The organism is Paenibacillus sp. FSL F4-0243 (assembly GCF_037963295.1).
In the GTDB taxonomy this organism is placed as follows: domain Bacteria; phylum Bacillota; class Bacilli; order Paenibacillales; family Paenibacillaceae; genus Paenibacillus_AQ.
The window spans coordinates 2,552,857-2,571,991 of sequence record NZ_CP150151.1 but is presented as its reverse complement, the minus strand read 5'-3'; the positions used below and the strand labels follow the sequence as shown (position 1 = coordinate 2,571,991).

At 45.0% G+C, this 19,135-nt stretch carries 12 protein-coding genes; 4 read left to right on the top strand and 8 right to left on the bottom strand.

Going from position 1 to position 19,135, the window contains the following annotated elements; translation table 11 throughout:
* Positions 1-10 precede the first annotated feature (10 nt).
* On the top strand, positions 11-790 hold the full coding sequence (locus NSS87_RS11200; protein WP_339247087.1) for a helix-turn-helix domain-containing protein: 780 nt from the start codon (positions 11-13) through the stop codon (positions 788-790).
* 55 nt (positions 791-845) lie between these two features.
* Here NSS87_RS11200 and NSS87_RS11195 read toward each other — a convergent pair whose 3' ends face one another.
* Positions 846-3,701 carry a glycosyl hydrolase 115 family protein gene (locus tag NSS87_RS11195; RefSeq protein ID WP_339247085.1) on the bottom strand — a complete coding sequence of 952 codons (2,856 nt, stop codon included), beginning with the start codon at positions 3,699-3,701 and terminating at the stop codon, positions 846-848.
* A gap of 237 nt (positions 3,702-3,938) precedes the next feature.
* Between NSS87_RS11195 and NSS87_RS11190 the strand changes: the two genes are divergently transcribed.
* Positions 3,939-5,681: an SGNH/GDSL hydrolase family protein gene (locus NSS87_RS11190; protein ID WP_339247083.1), complete on the top strand. Its 1,743-nt coding sequence runs from the start codon at positions 3,939-3,941 to the stop codon at positions 5,679-5,681.
* A 53-nt stretch (positions 5,682-5,734) separates the two neighbouring features.
* Here NSS87_RS11190 and NSS87_RS11185 read toward each other — a convergent pair whose 3' ends face one another.
* Positions 5,735-7,099: an MATE family efflux transporter gene (locus NSS87_RS11185; RefSeq protein WP_339247080.1), complete on the bottom strand. Its 1,365-nt coding sequence runs from the start codon at positions 7,097-7,099 to the stop codon at positions 5,735-5,737.
* Positions 7,100-7,282: 183 nt separating this feature from the next.
* Here NSS87_RS11185 and NSS87_RS11180 point away from each other — a divergent pair, with 183 nt between their 5' ends.
* Positions 7,283-8,164: a LysR family transcriptional regulator gene (locus NSS87_RS11180; protein ID WP_339247077.1), complete on the top strand. Its 882-nt coding sequence runs from the start codon at positions 7,283-7,285 to the stop codon at positions 8,162-8,164.
* A 73-nt stretch (positions 8,165-8,237) separates the two neighbouring features.
* Here NSS87_RS11180 and NSS87_RS11175 read toward each other — a convergent pair whose 3' ends face one another.
* Together NSS87_RS11175 and sbnA are read right to left on the bottom strand one after the other, a co-directional pair.
* Positions 8,238-9,203 carry a 2,3-diaminopropionate biosynthesis protein SbnB gene (locus NSS87_RS11175; protein WP_339247076.1) on the bottom strand — a complete coding sequence of 322 codons (966 nt, stop codon included), beginning with the start codon at positions 9,201-9,203 and terminating at the stop codon, positions 8,238-8,240.
* Positions 9,204-9,234: 31 nt separating this feature from the next.
* Positions 9,235-11,448 carry a 2,3-diaminopropionate biosynthesis protein SbnA gene (gene sbnA / locus NSS87_RS11170; RefSeq protein WP_339247075.1) on the bottom strand — a complete coding sequence of 738 codons (2,214 nt, stop codon included), beginning with the start codon at positions 11,446-11,448 and terminating at the stop codon, positions 9,235-9,237.
* A 164-nt stretch (positions 11,449-11,612) separates the two neighbouring features.
* On the opposite strand from sbnA, the gene NSS87_RS11165 reads away from it, so the two are divergent.
* The gene (locus NSS87_RS11165) at positions 11,613-12,401 is read left to right on the top strand and encodes a YheC/YheD family protein (protein ID WP_339247073.1); all 789 of its coding nucleotides are present in this window, start codon (positions 11,613-11,615) and stop codon (positions 12,399-12,401) included.
* Positions 12,402-12,487: 86 nt separating this feature from the next.
* On the opposite strand, the gene cls is transcribed toward NSS87_RS11165, so the two are convergent.
* The 4 genes from cls to NSS87_RS11145 form a co-directional block, all read right to left on the bottom strand.
* The gene (cls, locus tag NSS87_RS11160; RefSeq protein ID WP_339247071.1) at positions 12,488-13,942 is read right to left on the bottom strand and encodes a cardiolipin synthase; all 1,455 of its coding nucleotides are present in this window, start codon (positions 13,940-13,942) and stop codon (positions 12,488-12,490) included.
* A 280-nt stretch (positions 13,943-14,222) separates the two neighbouring features.
* Complete coding sequence (locus NSS87_RS11155; RefSeq protein ID WP_339247068.1) at positions 14,223-16,103, bottom strand: DUF2264 domain-containing protein; 1,881 nt, start codon at positions 16,101-16,103, stop codon at positions 14,223-14,225.
* A gap of 8 nt (positions 16,104-16,111) precedes the next feature.
* Complete coding sequence (locus NSS87_RS11150; RefSeq protein WP_339247066.1) at positions 16,112-17,248, bottom strand: glycoside hydrolase family 88 protein; 1,137 nt, start codon at positions 17,246-17,248, stop codon at positions 16,112-16,114.
* Positions 17,249-17,293: 45 nt separating this feature from the next.
* Complete coding sequence (locus NSS87_RS11145; protein WP_339247064.1) at positions 17,294-19,111, bottom strand: heparinase II/III family protein; 1,818 nt, start codon at positions 19,109-19,111, stop codon at positions 17,294-17,296.
* Positions 19,112-19,135 lie beyond the last annotated feature (24 nt).

Genomic DNA, 19,135 nt, shown 5'->3' with positions numbered 1-19,135 from the left:
AATGGCTGAAATGGACATTGGCAAATATGAGAATCTAGTTCCGAATGTTTTTTTGTTCGTCGACCGCAGATCCTTCCCGGATTGGGAGATAACGAGGAGCAAAATTGATTTCCATGACCTTACCTTCATTGTGGAAGGGAAATCAAACTATTTTATTAATGGGGAGAAATTTACGGTTGAAGCTGGTGATATGCTCTATGCACCTTCCGGAAGTATTCGGGAAGCGCAGACCTTTAAGGAGGCACCCATGCGTTCTTTTGCGTTTAATTTCTTCTGGCAGGGGGAGGACAATCATGTGCAGCTCCCTTTTGAGACCGTAACTAAAAACTGGAGAACTAAAGAGATCCTAGCGGACATCAAAGATTTCTCGCATGTATGGATGGGCAAACAGCCTTTTTATAAAATGAAGGCCAGAGCCATTTTTCAACTGATTGTGTATCGCCTGTTAAGCATAACCCACCATCAAGAGACACCTCTGATCGATCTGAGAATCCAAAAAGTAATGACCTATATTATGGATCATTATTCGGAGGAAGTTGCGATCAAGGAACTAGCTGATTTGGTTACCTTAAATCCTGTATATCTTGGCAAGCTGTTCAAGCAAAACACCGGTTCCACCTATAAGGAATTCATAAATAAAGTACGGGTGAACAATGCCGAGATGATTCTGTCCGCAGGTGGCTTCAATGTGTCCGAAGTAGCAGCGCACTGTGGTTATCAAGATGTCGCCTACTTCAGTAATGTTTTCAAAAATATCAAGGGTTATCCTCCGTCATCTGCCTTGAAATAACGGAGGACCCTGAACCATTCGGGGATTCAGCCCTTCAATTAGCTCTAACTATGAATTAGTGCGTCCCCCTAGTATAGAAGCTCTCCTCTGGGCCCAAATAGGAATACGGCAGCTCCGCAGCGGACAACACAAGCTTTTGCAGGACCAGGCCCGCATCCAATCCGTAAAAGCGGAGGGTATGGATCCCCTTCGTTAAAGCATGAATGGTGGTCACGGTATGGATATTATTCATAACCGCGCGGCACCACGGTTCATTATCATGATTGCCGCCCGCAAAATCCGTAGGTAAAGTATCCGTAATCACTGCCGTCTGTGCATCGAAGCCTACCGCATATTTTAATCCACTGAACTGTGACAGGTTGTTTGTCGGAGCAATATACGCGGTTAAGCTGTAATCTGCATTCTGCTGTACTAAAACCTGATATTCCAGATAAGGCGCATTCTCCGGCTGTTCAAAAGATACCATATCCGGAAACATTTTAACCGAGGATAAAGAACGCCCATAGTTAGCAATGGTCTTCCATTCCACCCCTGATTGTGCAACACGACTTGAGGTATGCTCCGCTTCAATGGACACTGTATTATGCGTCTCGATAAAGGTCATCGCTAGCACATCCTGAATGTCAGTGAAGTTCACAGCTACACTAACCTTAACGGTGCCTCCGGCACCAGAGATCGTAATTTCACCCGTCGATGTCTCGCGAACCTTTTCCCAATCTACAGAAACCTGTAAGCTCTCCCCAGCCTTGATCCAACCCGATGTTTTCTCAAGCTTAATCCAAGCTACATTACTTCTTGCCTGATATTCAAAGCCCGCTTCTCCACCGTTGCTGATAGTAATGCAATAGTTTTCTTTTTGCAGATTTGTAAATACCGGAAGCTTTGCCGTCCCCGCAACATACGCTTGCTCCGTACCTTCAACATCAACAATCAATATAGAACCTTTAGCGGGAATCAACGTGCTCACCTCTGGATATTTCCACCCCTCTGCATTCCAGTGAACATACCCGACATGAGGGGAACTCATCATTCCTTGCCATTTTCCTTCTGTAATTCCGCTATTATAAACCTGCTCCAGGTGTTTATCCCTATCGATGGCTTCATGAGTCAGGGTAGCGTAGGTATTGGCCAATACACTGCCTCGTCCAGCATATAGCTCGTTAAGTCCAGCATATATTTGCATTTTGAGCACATTGGCTGATGCAACAGCAGGGAAATATACAAGCTGGTAGTACGCATCTTTTAATGATTCAGGAATAAGAGCATAGTATTGGTCAGCGGCATTCTCCATCCTAATCGCCTGCTTCAGCACTCTCTGTGCCTCATTGTAATGGATAGGACTGAAGGTTGACGGATAAATAATCTCCGGCTTGCGGCGGCCGTTCATTCGGGTATACTCACTCAGCAATTGCGCGATGCCCAGGCATGTCTCATGTTCCAGTGCATATCCGAACTGCTGCTCTACCCATCGTTTGGTATATTCCTCAGTCCGGTTAATCGCTCCGGTACCCCAAGCTTCAAAATCATAGGCCAATTCCATAAAGTAGGAAATAGGCAATTCCATAGGCTTCAAATCCCCGACGTTCACAATCCATACATCACGGATGCCATAGTCGAATGCCATACACATTTGCTCCCAAACCTTCTCCAGCGGAATCGTGTTTAACCATTCATAGGAATGTGGACCCCCATGATAGTCAAAATGATAATACATCCCCCACCCTGCACTTCGATCACGTTCGTGTTCCGTTGGGATTTTGCGGAGATTGCCAAAGTTATCATCTGCCAGCAGGATCGTAACCTCATTCAGGACTTCCCAGTCCTTCAAGCCTTCAACCTCAGCAGTGCCATACCAATACTTCTCCACTTCCTTGTATACGGCTAGAATTTGGGGTGAGTGCTCAAGATTATATTTCTTTAATAATTCTTTTTGCGTAAGGATGATGTCCTTCAGCAGGTCAATATTCTCCTGGTCGGAGCCCTCCAGCGCAGAATCACTTTCTCCCCGCATCCCTAATGTAATTAAATTGTCAAAATCATGATTCCGTTTGATTCCATCTTCCCAGAAATCCGTAATAGCCTGTTTGTTTCGGGCAAAGTCCCATAAGTTACTTGTTCCATATTGGTTGTATACCTTCTGCCATTCACTGCCTGCCCGAAATAAAGGTTCATGATGGGAGGTTCCCATTATAATGCCGTATTCCTGTGCGTGCTGGGCGTTGGCGATTGGATTGCTTTTACCGTTAAGGCTGAATTCGGCACTCCACATCGCTGGCCATAAATAATTCCCCTTTAATCGAAGAATTAGTTCAAACACCTTGTCATAGAAATCTTCATTAAAATCACCAAATCTTTGAGTTACCCAAGAGCCCAAGGACGGCCAGTCGTCATTCAAAAAAATGCCCCTGTATTTAACCGAAGGTTCTTTGGAAATCCTATGTAGCTGGCTATCAGGTAAGATCAAATCTGCTTTTTTCTCTGGTATAACATCTGCCCAATATTTCCACGGACTAACGCCAATTTTTTCAGAGATAGAATAAATCCCGTACATCGTCCCGCGTTTATCGCTTCCCACAATGACGAGCGCCTTGTCCACTCCTGCTGTCGGTTCTTCAACTACCTGAATTTTATAACATTCCCTTTTCCCTTGGATGGCGGACACATCCACTGTCCCCTCCGCAATTAAACGATCAATAAACTCATTACTGCCGATCGATCCAGCGATTACAACGGTTCCATCCAATGCCTTCAATTGTGTATGTATTTCAGGTTCAACCTCTGTTACCTGTTTAACATCTGCTGCAAAAGACTGAGCCACGCGGCGCAAACCGGCATAATCCTTCCCTTTGGGATCCACGTAAATCTTAGCAGCTTTGCCCTGCTTCACAAGGATTAATTCCTGCGTAGGCATGATTATTCTCCCCTTAAGCATCCTATTTTCGTATGACTAGGCACATTATATAAGTAAGCGATTTCAACTTCCATGTGTAAACTAGCAAGTTTTTGTAATTATTAAATGATACTTTGTTTATTGGTTGAACAATCTAGATATTTGGTGTTACTGTTAACAGGTATTCCCTTGTAACAGAATCATTTCTTTGCAAGCGCATCCATAACAAGAGAACCTTATAAAGCGAGGATGATCCATATGGAAAAGAATAACGAACTCATTGCAGGCGAACAGATTGAAGGTCCGAAGGCTCCAAAGGACCCGGCTGATCGTAGAAACGGCTTTTTTGTGCTGTATGAAACAGCAATTGAAGCAACAGCAAGAGCCGAAGGCAAACCGTCACAAGAAGTTTATCTGGAAGGCAGCTATCTGATCGATAAGACCAAATTTATAGGCGGCGTCACAAATAAAGCAATTCTGGAGCTTCTGGGGAGCAGTGCAGGATTTCGCAAATTAGTCCACAGTATTGGAGTATCCGTGAGAAGGACTAACGCGCAGGAAGATCCAGTCACTTTTTTATTGCAGCACTGGGGCAAAACTAGTAAATATGAAACCGGCAGTTATTTACGTGTACCCTGCCCCGCCGATGGTTCAGAGGTTATTTTGAAGTTAGCAGATAATCCGGGTTCTGAAGAAGATGATGTGCTCGGAAAATTTGCTTTTGAATTTAATCACGCAGGCGAACTGGCGATTGCGAGTGTTATTTTTTATTTGCATGACGGTTATTCTGTTCCAGAGCTAATCCTTGAACCACCAGTTGCTTTTGAATCGAATGAGTACCAAAAGATCATTACACAATCCTTGCTGCACGCTGGCAATAATAAAAGATTAAAAGCTGCCATGAATAAGGCTATAAAGGGCGAGGAAGTCACGATCGCTTATATTGGAGGTTCCATTACTCAAGGAGCCGGTGCTAAGCCGATACACACGGAATGTTATGCCTATCAGTCGTATTTAAGATTTAAAGACTTATTCGGCACAAATGGTGGCGAGAACATCCATTTTGTGAAGGCTGGGGTCGGCGGAACACCCTCCGAGCTTGGCGTCATCCGCTATGAAAGAGATATTCTTAGAGACGGTTCCGTAACACCAGATATCGTGGTAGTGGAATTTGCGGTAAACGACGAAGGGGATGAAACGAAAGGCAATTGTTTTGAAAGCTTATGCTTAAAAATACTTTCCGCCGATCATCAGCCAGCCGTAATCCTTCTGTTCAGTGTGTTTATGAATGACTGGAACCTGCAGGATCGGCTCTCCCCCATTGGCCGCCATTATAATCTTCCTATGGTTAGTGTAAAGGATGCCGTATCCGAGCAGTTCCGCCTGAGTAAAGCTGAAGGCAACATCATCTCTAAACGGCAATTTTTCTATGATATCTATCATCCGACAAATGAGGGGCACCGGGTAATGGCTGATTGTCTCGCTTATTTATTCACCGAAACCCATAAATCACTAATGAATGAAGATGAGATCTTATTGGATCAACGACCGGTTATCGGGAATGATTTTACAGGAACCCTCCTGCTGGATCGAAAAAACTATATTGACGCAGGTAAGATCGAAGTAGGTGGATTTTCGGGGATCGATACCGATTTGCAGCGGGTAGAAATGGATGCTGACTCTCACGGTACTCCGGAATTCCCTCATAATTGGATGCATTCAAGAGCGTCTGGAGAAGAAAGCTTCAAGCTGACAATAACGAGTAAAAATCTCATCCTCATATACAAGGATTCCGGCAGCAGCGAATTCGGCAAGGCGGATATCTTCGTAGACGGCAGCCTTGCAGTTACTGCTGATCCTCACGTGAACAACTGGACACATTGCAATCCGGTAATTCTATATCAAAACGAAGCTAGCAGTGAGCATCAGATAGAAATCAAAATGGTGCCCGAAGATCAGGATAAGTGTTTTACTATACTTGGCTTCGGTTATACCCTTTAATCAGTTGCACCAGTTGCAAGACAGCCCCGATGTATTCTTCATCAGGGCTGTCTTTATTGTATCGCTTGGAATTTTGTCCATTTCCCACTAATATACCGCCAAATAAACAATGCTGCTTTAATCAACCAATCACAATAGACTGCAATCCACGTTGCAAACATATCCATATGAAACCAATATACTAGTGCATAAGCGAACGCAATTCTACAACAAATCATAGTAATCATGCTTACGACCATAGGAAATTTCGCATCTCCTGCCGCCCGAAAAACACTTGGCAGTGCATTTCCAAAAGGCCAGATCAGCATCATGACGATCGCATGGCTCCATACGATCATGGTTGCCCATTGCTCCGCTTCCTCTGAAAAATGATACATACGTAGTAGGCTTGGAAACAAAGCTAGACTTACAACAGAACTAACGATCTGTGCCACATAGATCATGCCAATAATCTTCCTTGTATAATACCTAGCCTGAGCATACTCGCCAGCACCCACACATCTCGAAATCACAACAGACATTCCTAATCCAATAGCCATTCCAGGTAACGCTTGCAAGGAAGCGATCGTACTGCCAACTGAATTTGCTGCAATAGCCGCTGTTCCAAATGTGGAGACTAAACTCAATATCAATAACCGTCCAATATAAAACATTCCATTTTCCATTCCATAAGGTACACCAATTCTCATCATCTGCTTGATCATCTTGCCATCAAATTTATGCCGCAAGGTCTTTTTCAAAGATAAGAGATTCTTTGGATTAGATACTAGAACAAGAATACAAACTGCAGCCCCCATTCTGGAAAATAACGTTGGAATAGCGATACCTGCCGTTCCCATGTCAAGTCCATATACCATCAAGGCATTCCCTGCTATATTCACAAGGTTCACAACCAACATTATTTGCATAGGTAGTTTGGAGTTCCCCATCGTTCTGAATACGGCTGCACCTGCATTATAAAGCGCTAAAAAAGGAACTGAAACCCCAACAATTAATAAATAAGTATTCGCGTGTCCATACACTTCAGTTGTAATCGTTCCAAATAAACCATGTAAAATAAATCCTTTCAGTAAATAAATCAAAACCATAATCACTAGCCCCACACTACCAACAAACCAAACTAATTGATTCGCTGCTTCTCTAGCCTGATTCTCCCGCTTACTTCCAAGATATTGACCCACAATTACAGTACCTCCAGTAGCGAGCGCTGCAAATATACTAATCAACAGTAACATCACCATTTCTACTAAAGATACACCCGATACTGCTGACTCCCCAACAGAGGCTACCATGACAGAATTCACCAATCCCATCATAGCTTCTAATAATTGCTCTATCATTAAGGGGAGAAATAATTTCTTTAGTTGTAGATTGGAAAATAATAATGGTTTCGTAATTGCAGTTTCTAGTTTGCTCATTTGTATAACTCCATTTTGTAGTCGTTTTAAGTCACAGAACTCATACTTCCATGGTAGTTTCTAAAGCAATAAATATCTAATGCCTATGATGAATTACGTATCATGCTTAATACGTATCGTTTAATCTGGGAATTCTAGATGTTATTATTAAATGAGGTAACAACAGAGGAGGAATGAACAATCATGGATGTTCGTGTTCTCAGATATTTTTTAACAGTGGCTAAGATAGGCAATATAACAAAAGCAGCAGAAATCCTCCACATTACCCAGCCCACTCTAAGCAGACAGCTAATGGATCTGGAAGAAGAATTGGATACCCGCTTGTTTATTCGGGGAAAACGGCAGATTACTCTAACAGACAGTGGACTTCTGTTTCAACAGCGAGTAAAAGAGATCGTTTCACTACTAGATAAAACAGAAAGAGATTTGGCAGAACAAAAAGATTTGCTTGGTGGAGTAGTTTCTATCGGATGTGTGGAGTCCACCGTATCCAGGGCGTTGCCGGAGTTATTAGAGGGATTTTCCAATCGACACCCTAGGGTACAATATGAATTGTATAGTGCGGATGGGGATGATATTCGGGAGAAGCTGGACCGAGGTAATATTGACATAGGTATATTATTAGAGCCCATTGAAGCCGCTAAATATGATTATATTCGCTTGCCTTATCAGGAACAGTGGGGAATTCTGATGCGACGAGATGATCTTCTCGCCCAGAAGTCTTCTATTGGTATTCAGGATATTCTTACTTTACCGCTAATCCTACCTCGACGTACCATTGTGCAAAATGAGATTGCAAGCTGGCTTGGGGTCGAGAATGAGAGTCTTCGTATCTTTGCCTCACATAATCTTTTGACAAACGCCATGCTTCTAGTAGAACGAAAGCTTGGCTATGCCATTTGTGTGAGTGGCTCATATTCTATCCGGGAAAGTGAACGTACCTGTTTTGTTCCATTTGAACCTGAACGAACTACAAGTCATGTTTTGGCTTGGAAAAAAAATAATTTATTCAGCTCGGCCACTGCACATTTTATTCAATTTATAAAAGATACCTATGATGCATAACATAATGAAAAACCCGCTCAATAAGCGGGTTATCGCTGTTATATGGACAGAATTGCTCTCATTCTTGCTCTCCTTACTCCAGCTCGGTCCCTATCCCTTTTTCCCTCGCCTTGTTTACGTAATACACCGCTGTAGCGATATCAAAGACGGCCATCCCCATCGGGCAAAAGAAGATCGGTTCATCTTCGCCGAATTCATCTAGGCTATGGCGCAAGACAACATCGGTAATCATCTGGGTGTCAGCACGAGTGAGCCCCTGCTCCAAATGAAGCTGCTCAATATCCGTATTCTCACGGCACACTTCATCCCAATCGTCGACGATAATGGCTTTTAACGAAGCTAACGCCTCCGGCTTATAATCGCGCAGTGAAACATTCAACAGAAGACTACCTTTTTCAGGATACAGATCGATATACCGATGTTCGGATACAGTACAAGTAATAAAGATATTCGAATGCTGATAAACGTCCGCCCACGTCTCAGCCACTTCCATCCTATCTCTATAGAGAGATGAGATTCCTGATAAGTCTACTCCCTTGATATCGAAAATCCGGATACGTTCGACTCGATCCCCGTACAAAGCCGTAACCATTTGACAATGAACCTGCCCAATCGGTCCCCAGCCGATAATGCCTAGATGAATCCGCTCCACTGAACGCGCCAGCAAAAAGTAACGAATCATCAGTCCGCTGATGGAAGCCGTCCTAATAATACTGGGAAGCGGAGAGTTCAAGACGGCTGAAGGCTGGCCTGTACTTGGTTCATTCAATACAATGATGCTATGCGCGCGAGGAAGATCAGCCTCAATATTATCTGGGAAGCTAGAAATCCACTTTATCCCTGCCGCGTTCACCTCTCCCCCTACGTAAGCGGGCATTGCAATAATCCGGTTTTGTGGACTCTTATACCTTAGGTAAGGCTTTATCGGCTGCACATAATCACCTGAATCGATGATACCCACAGCAGTCTCTACCGACTCCACAAGAATAGGCCAATCAACACCTACTGCCCGTATATCTCGATCATTTAAGTACAACATACCGTCACCTCCTTATGAAACATATCGTTTCTTACATCTCAGGGAGATCATCACATTCAGCCAACAGCTCCTGACCGAATTGGTTCTGAATCCATGAGTCAGAATATACGGTATCGAGGTAACGCTCTCCCTTATCATGCAGAATGACTGCGCAGACAGCTCCCGGAGTCAATTCTGGCTCCATCTGCTTAACGGCGGCAATGATTCCCCCGGAGGATGCGCCAGCCAGGATGGATTCGTTCTGTGCCAACATCCGGCAACCTTTTACGATATCCGAATCCGAGACATGCACGATATGGTCGATTATATCTGTTCTGCAGAAAGGTGGCACGATGCCGGCACCAAGTCCCGGGAAGCGCCGTGTACTCTTATTTCCGCCAAAAATCGCGCTTCCCTCTGCATCAACAGCCACGATCTTGGTCCGAAGTCCGTGATCTCTTGCGTATTCCGCAAGACCCCGTATGGTTCCGCATGTACTAACGCTGCAAAATAAATAATCCACTCGTTCAAGAACAGTCACGATTTCTTTCATTGTCGTATGGTAGTGAGCTAAATAATTATTTGCGTTTGCATACTGATTCGGCCAGTAGCTGCCCGGTATTTCCGCCAATAACTGCTGCACACGTTTCAGTCTAGCAGGAAGAAACTCTCCTGTTACGGGATCGGGATTGGCGACATAGTCGATTTTAGCATCCAACGCCTTCAGAATTTGCAGATTCGTTTCCGTAGTTCTTGGATCAATAACGCTGATAAAACGCATCCCCAAATACTTACAAATCATGGCCAAGCTGATCGCCATATTACCAGAGCTCGATTCAATGATGGTGGTTCCCGGGCCTATTGTTCCTTCCTTCCATGCCTCTTGGATCATCCGCAGGGCGGGACGATCTTTGGCGCTTCCCCCCGGGTTCATCAGCTCCATTTTTGCATAGACGTCAAACTCACTTTTATAGAACAAGCTCTTCAGCTTGATTAAGGGTGTATTTCCGATAGTCGACAAAATACCGTCAGTGAAGGCCATCTCTGCGCGAACTTTATCTTTCTGGTAATATAGCTTTTTGTTCTTAACCTTTCCGCTGTCCATCGGCTCGTCTTTGCCTACTATAATGACCTCAATATCGTCCAGCAGATGGTTTCGAATCATCATGCCGATTTCCGGAATGCATTCCCTAATTTCCTCTTTGATCTTCGGGACAATGGTGTTATCCGCAGATTTACTTTTGATATAAACGGTCAGCGCATTCTTCCTCACTTTGACCCGAATGATCGCATCTTCAAGATGTCGGTATACGACCTGTTCGATATCGTACAGGCTTATTTTCTCCCCGTGCTTCAGCTCCCGACCCACCCGTTTGACGATGGAACTAAAGCTCTGCTTCTCCACACCATCTATCATCACAGACCTAAAGTCCCTTACAACATCATAGGTAACGAAACGAATAGCTGGCAGCATTTTGCGAACCATGGAGGTAAGAACAAGAACACTTTCATCATTACTAAGCGGACTTAGTTCTTCGCCAATCTCCTGCGCCCCGACCCCTTCCGCAAAAATCCCATCAGCAAAAATATACCTGCCAAGATCATGTGAATAATAAGCAATCGTGCCTATTTCAATAGAGCCATACGTATCAATGATGTCGCGCGGTTCAAGACCGAACAGACGGGCCATATTCCGCTGCCAACCTAATGAGGCGATTTCCCCAACCAAAATAATCTTTCGGATTCCAAAAGCCCGCGGATCTCTAGTAGCATGTACGATATGATCAAGGATGGAAGGCATTGTGTAGAGTAAGTCAGGCTTGAAGGTTTGAAGCTGTTCAATATGCTGCTCGATCGGCAATTCGAAGGGAATTGAATGATGTTCCAATCCTAACCGCTCAAAAATGGACAGTGCAGTGTTCGCCGCATGCCCAGTACCCATATCCGCCAAAGCGCTAACACATCCGCTTCCCGCAATAAGATCACCGTACAGCTTCGTTTTAATATCTATATAGTTCTTATCGTCTTCCTTAGAGTAAAGTATAGCTTTTCGACGGCCAGTGCTTGTACCCGACGTCCTATATACGGTCAAAGAAGGATCAAAAGGTTGATTATAATAATAAGTATCTAGTGTTGTCGACGTCATAAGCGGAAGCGTCTCTAAGCTAGGATTCGCTCTTTCGCCGCCGATCAGCCCCTTATACCAGGGAAATGCCTCAATTACTTCAAGTAACTTATCCTGCAATTTGTCTTTGTCGAGCAGCATGATGGCCGCCTCCTGTTGACCGCAAGCTGCAGCCCATAGATAAATACCTACCATAATCATATGTAGAGTTCTTTCAGTGTGTTCTACGATTCGGTGGTTGCCCAATCAAAAGCTGAGGCATTTCCGTAATATAGCCTATGGATCTTTTGAGACGGAGGGACAAAATGATGAAGCAGATAAGTCGTATATCCAATAAGCTGACGAAGACAAGGGTGCTGGTTAGAAATCAAGAGTTAAATAAACATGTCCCGCTCACAAAAAAAATGGATAAGAACACTCTCTATGAAATGCTACAAAAATATAAGATGGTGTACATTAAGCCTTGCTGCGGATCTTTAGGACAGGGCGTGATACGGGTTGAACATACTCGTGCACAATACAGCTATCAGTCCGGTACCCACGTACACAAATTCTCTAATTACGACGCGGCATATCGGGCCCTCTTACGAGAAGCCCAAGGGAAGTCCTATTTAGTTCAAAAGGGGATCAGGCTGTTGGTGTACGATGGCCGCCCATTCGATATCCGGGTGATGGTGCAGCGAAATTCTAAAGGTGGGTGGGAAGCAACAGGGGTTGCAGGACGCGTGGCGCATCCTCGCAAAGTAGTTACAAACGGGAGTCAAGGAGGAACAATTTATCCGGTTGAGGAATTATTGAAAGCCTACACAAACACAGAGAATTGTACAATATTGATCCGATCCCTGAAGCAAATTGGAGTGAAATCCGCCAGACAGCTTAGCACTGTCTATCCCGGCCTTCAGGAAATCGGTGTAGATATTGCCTTAGATCAACGTCTCAAGCCATGGATCTTGGAAGTGAATACGGCTCCTGATCCGTGCCCGTTTACTAAGCTGAAAGACACCCGTATGATTGACCGAATTGTCAGATATGCAAAAGTATACGGTCGCACATACAATCTTAAGTGCATGAAATCAAAACAGGGTGTCGTGTGAAGCATAGTAGAATCCATGTGCCGCGGCGAACTGTGAATTTACAAGTCCACAGCTCGCTTTTTGTACGGAGTATAGGGTCTGTGTATTCAGAGGATAGACGAAAAAAGACGAGAAATCCCCTCTTTAAATTTGATTATAAGGGATCTTTCTCTATAACGCTCAGGGGTAAGCTCTGTACTTAACTGGCTATCTTCCTGAAACAATTCTTGAAGCTGTTTAGCAACTTGCTCATCATAAACAATTGCATTAACTTCGAAATTGAGTCTAAAGCTCCGGGAATCAATGTTCATTGTCCCTACGGACGCTACTTCTTCATCTACCACAATCGTCTTGGCATGCAAGAAACCATTTTCATATAACAGAATTTTCGCTCCATAATTCAATAATTCACCTGCATACGCCCAAGTTGCCCAGTATACAAAAGGGTGATCAGGCTTATTTGGAATCATAATCCGTACATCCACACCGGATAGGAGTGCAATTTTACATGCATCCATAAAACTGCTATCTGGAATGAAGTATGGCGTCTGAATATACACACTCCGTTTGGCGTTCAAGATCAGCTTAATATACATATTTTTCAGATGCTCAACTAGCGAGTTAGGACCACTAGACACAATTTGAGCGGGACTTGATCCGGCATGACCTCCAGTAGTAAAGGAAAATTGATCGAAGCTTACCTGCTCGTGTTTCCGGGCATGTTTCCAATCCAGAAGAAACCTGCCTTGAATTTGATTAACGGAACCACCCTTCATTCTAAAATGTGTATCCCGCCAATATCCAAACTTTTTATCTATCCCTAAGTATTCATTTCCCACATTAAATCCACCAATATAAGCAATTTCCCCATCGATGATACATAGTTTTCTATGATTTCGATTATTCATTCGAAAATTTATCGGTCTAAGCAGTGATGGAAAGAATACCTCTACTTCTCCACCAGCAGAAAGTAGTTCTTTAAAGAACTTAAGAGAAAGTCTCTTGGAGCCGATTTCGTCATAGAGAACCCGCACTTTTACGCCTTCTTTGGCTTTTTTAGTTAATTCATCTCTTAATTTTGTCCCTAAATCATCAGGCTGGATGATGTAATATTGAATGTTGACCTCTTTTTTGGCATTTCTAATATCATTAAATAAAGAGTCAAACTTTTGTTTACCATCGTTAAAAATAGCTATCTCGTTATCTGTTGTCATTAGCGCATTCGATGAAACAAGGTTCATATGAATTAAATCAGCATATTTCGTTAACAAAGCGTTCTGATTCTCGCGTTGATCCTTTAATGTAGCCAATTGATGATCTACAGTTGATTGTAGATATTTACTTTCTTCAGCTGAAAGGCCAAAGAAATTCTTTTTTGCTAAATTACGACCAAGAAAGAGATAAATAATAAAGCCCAAAATGGGAATGAAATAAAAAACCATAAGCCACGCCCACGTATAACCAATATCTCTCCTCTCAAAAAATAAAAAACCAGCAGAGAGCAATATGTTTATAATCATAACAAATGAAAGTATCCACGTGACCAGACTGCCGTTGTCCATAAGGAGTTCCTGCCTTTCTTATCTTTCTATAGATGTCGGTATTTCTAGTTTTGCCAAAAGTCAGTTTATTCATCGTCTGATAAATCAATACTTCTGTAAATGACTAGATAGAGTACTATAGCATAATTGTCCATCTAAGAAAACATTTGATAAAAAACTCAATAATTAAAAGATAAAATCATAAAAATCCACATAAAAACAATAGCCCTAGTGCAGTAGTTCTGCATCAGGGCTATTATTGTGACTTTTCAATTAGTGTGAGAAATATTCAACAAACTCATTATATATTAAGAACGATTTCTCTCCCAAAATGAGTGACAATGGTTAACGTTCCCTCGCTGAACTTAACTTTCAAATCTTGCTCAGGTGAATGCTTGAGGACCTCATCAGCTTGATCAGCCTGAATATCCAAAGCCCCCTCTGAGGGACAACCATAGACGGCCGAAGCGTGCCAATGAATTCCCGGCTCAAGGGTGCTCGTCAGCATCGGCAGCACCGTTCGAGGGTGAAGCAGGTTCGTATTGGCGTTCGGCCAGACCAGCTCACCCTTCCGACAACCTAGCAAATCCTTGATTGCGCTGGTTCCCCAAGCAGTGGAGGCCATCGCACCAGCCACATCGATCTTCGATATCATTTCATTCTCTTGGCCAAGTGCGAATCCACCCTCTGCGGTATCCAGCGACCGTCCAGTTTCGACTCGATGAATCCGAATATGCCAAGGAAGTCCGGCGACAACCCAAGTCTGAACCTCGACATTGGCCCACGGTTTCCAGACGGAACGTAGGACGTTGTCTATCATCTCAGACTCTATATTCTGGCGTCGTACCCGGTATAAGTTGTCTCCGCGCTCGCTCAGCGCAAGCATAGCGTCGAACGCTCCTTGGGAGAGCCCCCATTCGGAGCGGGGCACGCTGAAGCCGAAGCCTGTTGAATACACGAATTTTTCGTATTTGGCCGAGGTGTGGGTATGTTCATTCGTGTATAAATGTCCGCTGTTGAAGGCTGCCACATGACCGGAAACGGAATCGCGGACGATGACAAGATGTGCAGGCTTCTGAACCATGACAGCCGGAATGGACGGTAGCGGCAGTTCCTCTTCCTTCCAGAACGGATGATCCACCCCTAGAGCCAGCGGCAAGAAAGTCTTTAACGCCCAATACGGAGATCCGGGGGCATTGTAATTCTCCGCCATGACCAGATTCGGGTAAGTATATCCGATGGTCAGTACGCCATCGGCGTCAACAATCGGCTGGCTGAACCACCAACGCAGATTTCGCAGCACTAGACCTTTCACCACGCCTGCGGGAAATCCTTCAACATCTGCGTAGGCAACGGCGCTCCAAAATGCCGACTGGGCAAAGCGGTAAGTCAAGCTACGTCCATAAGGAAGTGCGGAACCGTCGGGTGCGAACCAGCCGATGAAATCGACAGCAAACAATCGAGCCCGTTCTTTGAACACACGGGAACGTTCAGGGTCTTCCTGTTCCATCAGCTTTGCGTACAGCAGTGCGTAGTAATGAATAGCAAAAGGTACGTAATAATCGCTGTGACCATTAATCCCGTCGCTGTACCAGCCCTCTCCCAAATAGAAATCATCCATGCGCTTTAAATTGCTCTCCAGTTGTCCTGCGTCGTAGGGACGACCGATTTTGCGGAATCCGATATTGACTAGAACGTTAAAGAACAGCCAATTGCAATCATAGCAAGGATGGGCGTTTATTTGATTCAGCCAACGGTATAATTGATCCTGCTCATTCGGAGCAAGCGGCAACCAAATCTGTTCCGGAATGGCTGCCAATGCGAAGCCGAAGACCGCCATTTCGACCAAACGCTGATCGTAGTCCTTCACCTCTCCCCAATATTCTTCATTAGAAGGATCGGTGCCATGCCGAATGCCATCCAGCACGATGTCCCAGAGTTCGCTGTCTCCACCACCAATGAGCAGGGGTACCAAACCCCACAACACCCGTGAGAAACCTTCCATTTCAGCAGTTCCTGCCGAATAGCTCGCCCCTGTTTTGCCAATTTTAAGTCGTGAGCCACCTTTGCTGTAGAACGGCCGAAGTGGATCCGTAAGCTGCTCAAGAGCGATCACCAGATCCTCACGGGTCTTTAGCGGATTATCGCCAATACGAGAAAAAGATTTCTCATTGTTCATCATAATCCCCCCTATTCCCAATAGAAGGGTCCTGCTGCTTTTAGCCGAGCCAGTGCTTCGACATAGAAAAAATCACCGTAGATAAGAGGAACATCTATATTCCGGTTCTCAGGGTAGTTACTTGTACCATGAAGCAGCAACCCTTCCTCGTCCGCATTGTCCCAACTGCCATAATTCCTGTAGAGAGATTCCACTATTCTTATAGCCCCGTTCCGGTACACATGGGACTCCGAATCATCCACCTGGTCGGCTAGCAGCAGCAATCCACTCGCTGCGCAGGAACCAGCGGAGCTATCACGTATCTCGCCGACTTCACCGGGAGCGCGGAAATCCCAATGTGGAACGTGATCATCCGGAAGTCGGGTCAAGAAGAAATGCGCTACCTGCTTGGATGCATCCAAGTAGCTTTGCTTTCCCGTATGATGATAGGCAAGCGCTAGGCCGTAAATAGCCCAAGCCGTGCCGCGTGACCAAGCCGATTCGGGCGCAAAGCCTTGCCCACCAAGCTTCTCCACCACTTCACCCGTCTCCGGGTTGAATTTGACGATGTGGTACACGGAGCCGTCCGGTCGGATAAAATGCTCCAGCACAGTATCCATATGCGCCTCTGCGATATGACGATAGCGGGGATCACTTGTTGTCTCGGAAGCCCAGAACAACAGGCTGGTGTTCATGCAGCAGTCGATAATAGCAACTCCGCTATTGTCCTCCCCTTCACTCCATGGATTCCAAGCCCGAATATAATGTCCTTTCAGATTGAAGCGGGCTGCCAGGTAGTTAGCTGCCTTTAATGCCCGAATTCGCGACGCTTCGCTACCCGTTAACTTATAATTTGCCACACTGGTAAGAATCCACATGAAGCCTAAATCGTGATCCAGCTTATCGTAGCCGTCCAGTACCTCGTCGAGTCTCTCTTCGCAGCGCTCCGCGATCATTTTAAGGCTTTCGTCCCCACTTTCAGAATAAAACTGCCAGAGCATTCCCGGCCAGAACCCTGCTGTCCACCAGTTCGGTGCTTCAAGCAAGTATTTACCACCTTGACTCGCGTGTGGAAATTCTGCACCGATCTTTCCACTGTTACATCTTGTCTTTTCAAGTGCCTTGTTCCAAGCTTCATCCAGCCAAGTTGGGTTTTCCGTTATATTCATTTCAAACACCGCCTTCTTAGAATGGTCCACTATTTCTTTCATCATTTATATAAATTGAAAGGTGAATACTAATTTTCCTTCAGAACCGGGCTTAAGAGCATGAAAGTCTAGCGTATGCCAGACCGTATCCCTGCCAAAATGATCCCGGTACTCACGTGCAGTAATCTCTGGCTCAACGATCTGAACATCATAAGTCAGTTCCACTCCGCCTACTCCAGTTCCGGGCAGCAGCACAACACCAGCACGCAGCATTTTCGGACGACGCAAGGTAACGAACCGCTCTGTCCAACTCACTGACTTACCGTTATACTGGTACTCGTCCATTAACTCCAAGCGAGGATGCTGCCCCTTGTACCAAACCATAGAGCGGATCAGGGATTGAAGCTCTTCCACTTCGTATGCCTGAGACAGCTCCAGCTTCAGTTCATCTTTTTCAACCGCAGCCGACGCGTACAGAACTGTAGCACTATGCTTCCTGCCAGCCAGTTGATACTGGCCGCCGATGATCGGAACCGAATGTCCCTGCGAGCCGTTACAATCATATTGATAACGGCCAGCCCCAAAATATTCAGCCGTATACTCTCCACAGCCGAGATCAGCTGCATAGATTTCGCCTCCACCTGACAGAATGAACTGTCCCAGATCATTATGATTATGAGGTTCAGCGTTATGCCCTCCCTTAGCCGCAAAACCGAACGAACTTCCTCCGGACTGATAACGCGAGACAAGCCATCCCGCATCAGGAAGATAATAACTGGCGGCTCCCCTATCCTGATCCTGTTTCTCATCGCCGGTCCTTCTCCAGATGAGATTTCGAAAAGCCGGAGCCCAGCGGCTGCAGTGATCCTTAGCGTAAGGAGTGCGAAGCACAGGCGGAGGACATTCTACTTCTGGATAGGTATCAGCTAAATAATGGGACAAGCCCATATGTATGTGAATTCGAGGCTCTGAGTCAGAGAAATTGGCGACAAAATTGCCACCGATGAAAATTTTCTGTTGGAACTGAGCGATACTTCGCACTTTGTCCGTTGCAAACCAGTCTACTCTTCCTTCACTTCTAACCCGGAGAAGATCGCTGTAATACGTGAAATAGCCAAATCCGTAGTTCCAGTAACTCAGACCTTCCAGGCAGGCCCCATCATCCCCGAAGCCTTCCAGATAGTAGCTCATGCTGCGCTCTGTCTTCAGCAGGATATTCGTCAGCGCAGCAGGATCATCCAATATCAATAAGGCGGCTGCCCCGATCGACCCTGCGCACACTGCTGCCCAGTTATGACGTGCAGTCTCCCATTCATAAGGACCACATTCAATAAAAGGTCGAAATATTCTCTTTTCTACTTCATGTCTGATTCGGGATCGAAGAAGCAGCGGAAGTCGTTCTCCCAGTAATAGAGAAATTTCGGCAAGGGTAAAAGCGGTCTCCGAGGAGAACAGATCAATAAACTGATCAATATTCTCTGTATTATGATCTGCAGGAAGATGGGCTGGCAGGCACCATGTGTACTCTTCGCATATAGACCATAGGATATTTTCCAGGTTCTCCAGAAGTCTGACATTATCCGGCTCAAGCAAGGTCATAAATACATATGTATTCAGCCTTCTTCTCCGTTCGAAATAGACCCGTTCATATTCCAACCTCGAACCTGTGCGCGCAAAAATTGAAAATAGCGTATCCGTCAGCTCTGATATAGACTGGCTGTCTAATCTTTGAGCCTCCTCGCGGATTTGGCTGATATCTTCCTTTAATGTCTCGGATAATAAGGCTTGTTTCCAAAAAGCATCCGACTCTCCATCAGCATAATACAAGCTCAGATCTGCTGGCTTCATTTCTTGGACAATTCCGAAAAGCTCCTGTCTGTTCATGCTTTTCCCCTCCCTTTGACCGAT

Excerpts from the sequence above, each read along its gene's own strand:
- NSS87_RS11155 (WP_339247068.1), bottom strand. The coding sequence starts at position 16,103 with ATGATGAACAATGAGAAATCTTTTTCTCGTATTGGCGATAATCCGCTA.
- NSS87_RS11145 (WP_339247064.1), bottom strand. The coding sequence starts at position 19,111 with ATGAACAGACAGGAGCTTTTCGGAATTGTCCAAGAAATGAAGCCAGCA.
- NSS87_RS11180 (WP_339247077.1), top strand. The coding sequence starts at position 7,283 with ATGGATGTTCGTGTTCTCAGATATTTTTTAACAGTGGCTAAGATAGGC.
- NSS87_RS11150 (WP_339247066.1), bottom strand. The coding sequence starts at position 17,248 with ATGAATATAACGGAAAACCCAACTTGGCTGGATGAAGCTTGGAACAAG.
- NSS87_RS11175 (WP_339247076.1), bottom strand. The coding sequence starts at position 9,203 with ATGTTGTACTTAAATGATCGAGATATACGGGCAGTAGGTGTTGATTGG.
- cls (WP_339247071.1), bottom strand. The coding sequence starts at position 13,942 with ATGGACAACGGCAGTCTGGTCACGTGGATACTTTCATTTGTTATGATT.
- NSS87_RS11200 (WP_339247087.1), top strand. The coding sequence starts at position 11 with ATGGACATTGGCAAATATGAGAATCTAGTTCCGAATGTTTTTTTGTTC.
- sbnA (WP_339247075.1), bottom strand. The coding sequence starts at position 11,448 with ATGCTGCTCGACAAAGACAAATTGCAGGATAAGTTACTTGAAGTAATT.
- NSS87_RS11165 (WP_339247073.1), top strand. The coding sequence starts at position 11,613 with ATGATGAAGCAGATAAGTCGTATATCCAATAAGCTGACGAAGACAAGG.
- NSS87_RS11185 (WP_339247080.1), bottom strand. The coding sequence starts at position 7,099 with ATGAGCAAACTAGAAACTGCAATTACGAAACCATTATTATTTTCCAAT.
- NSS87_RS11190 (WP_339247083.1), top strand. The coding sequence starts at position 3,939 with ATGGAAAAGAATAACGAACTCATTGCAGGCGAACAGATTGAAGGTCCG.
- NSS87_RS11195 (WP_339247085.1), bottom strand. The coding sequence starts at position 3,701 with ATGCCTACGCAGGAATTAATCCTTGTGAAGCAGGGCAAAGCTGCTAAG.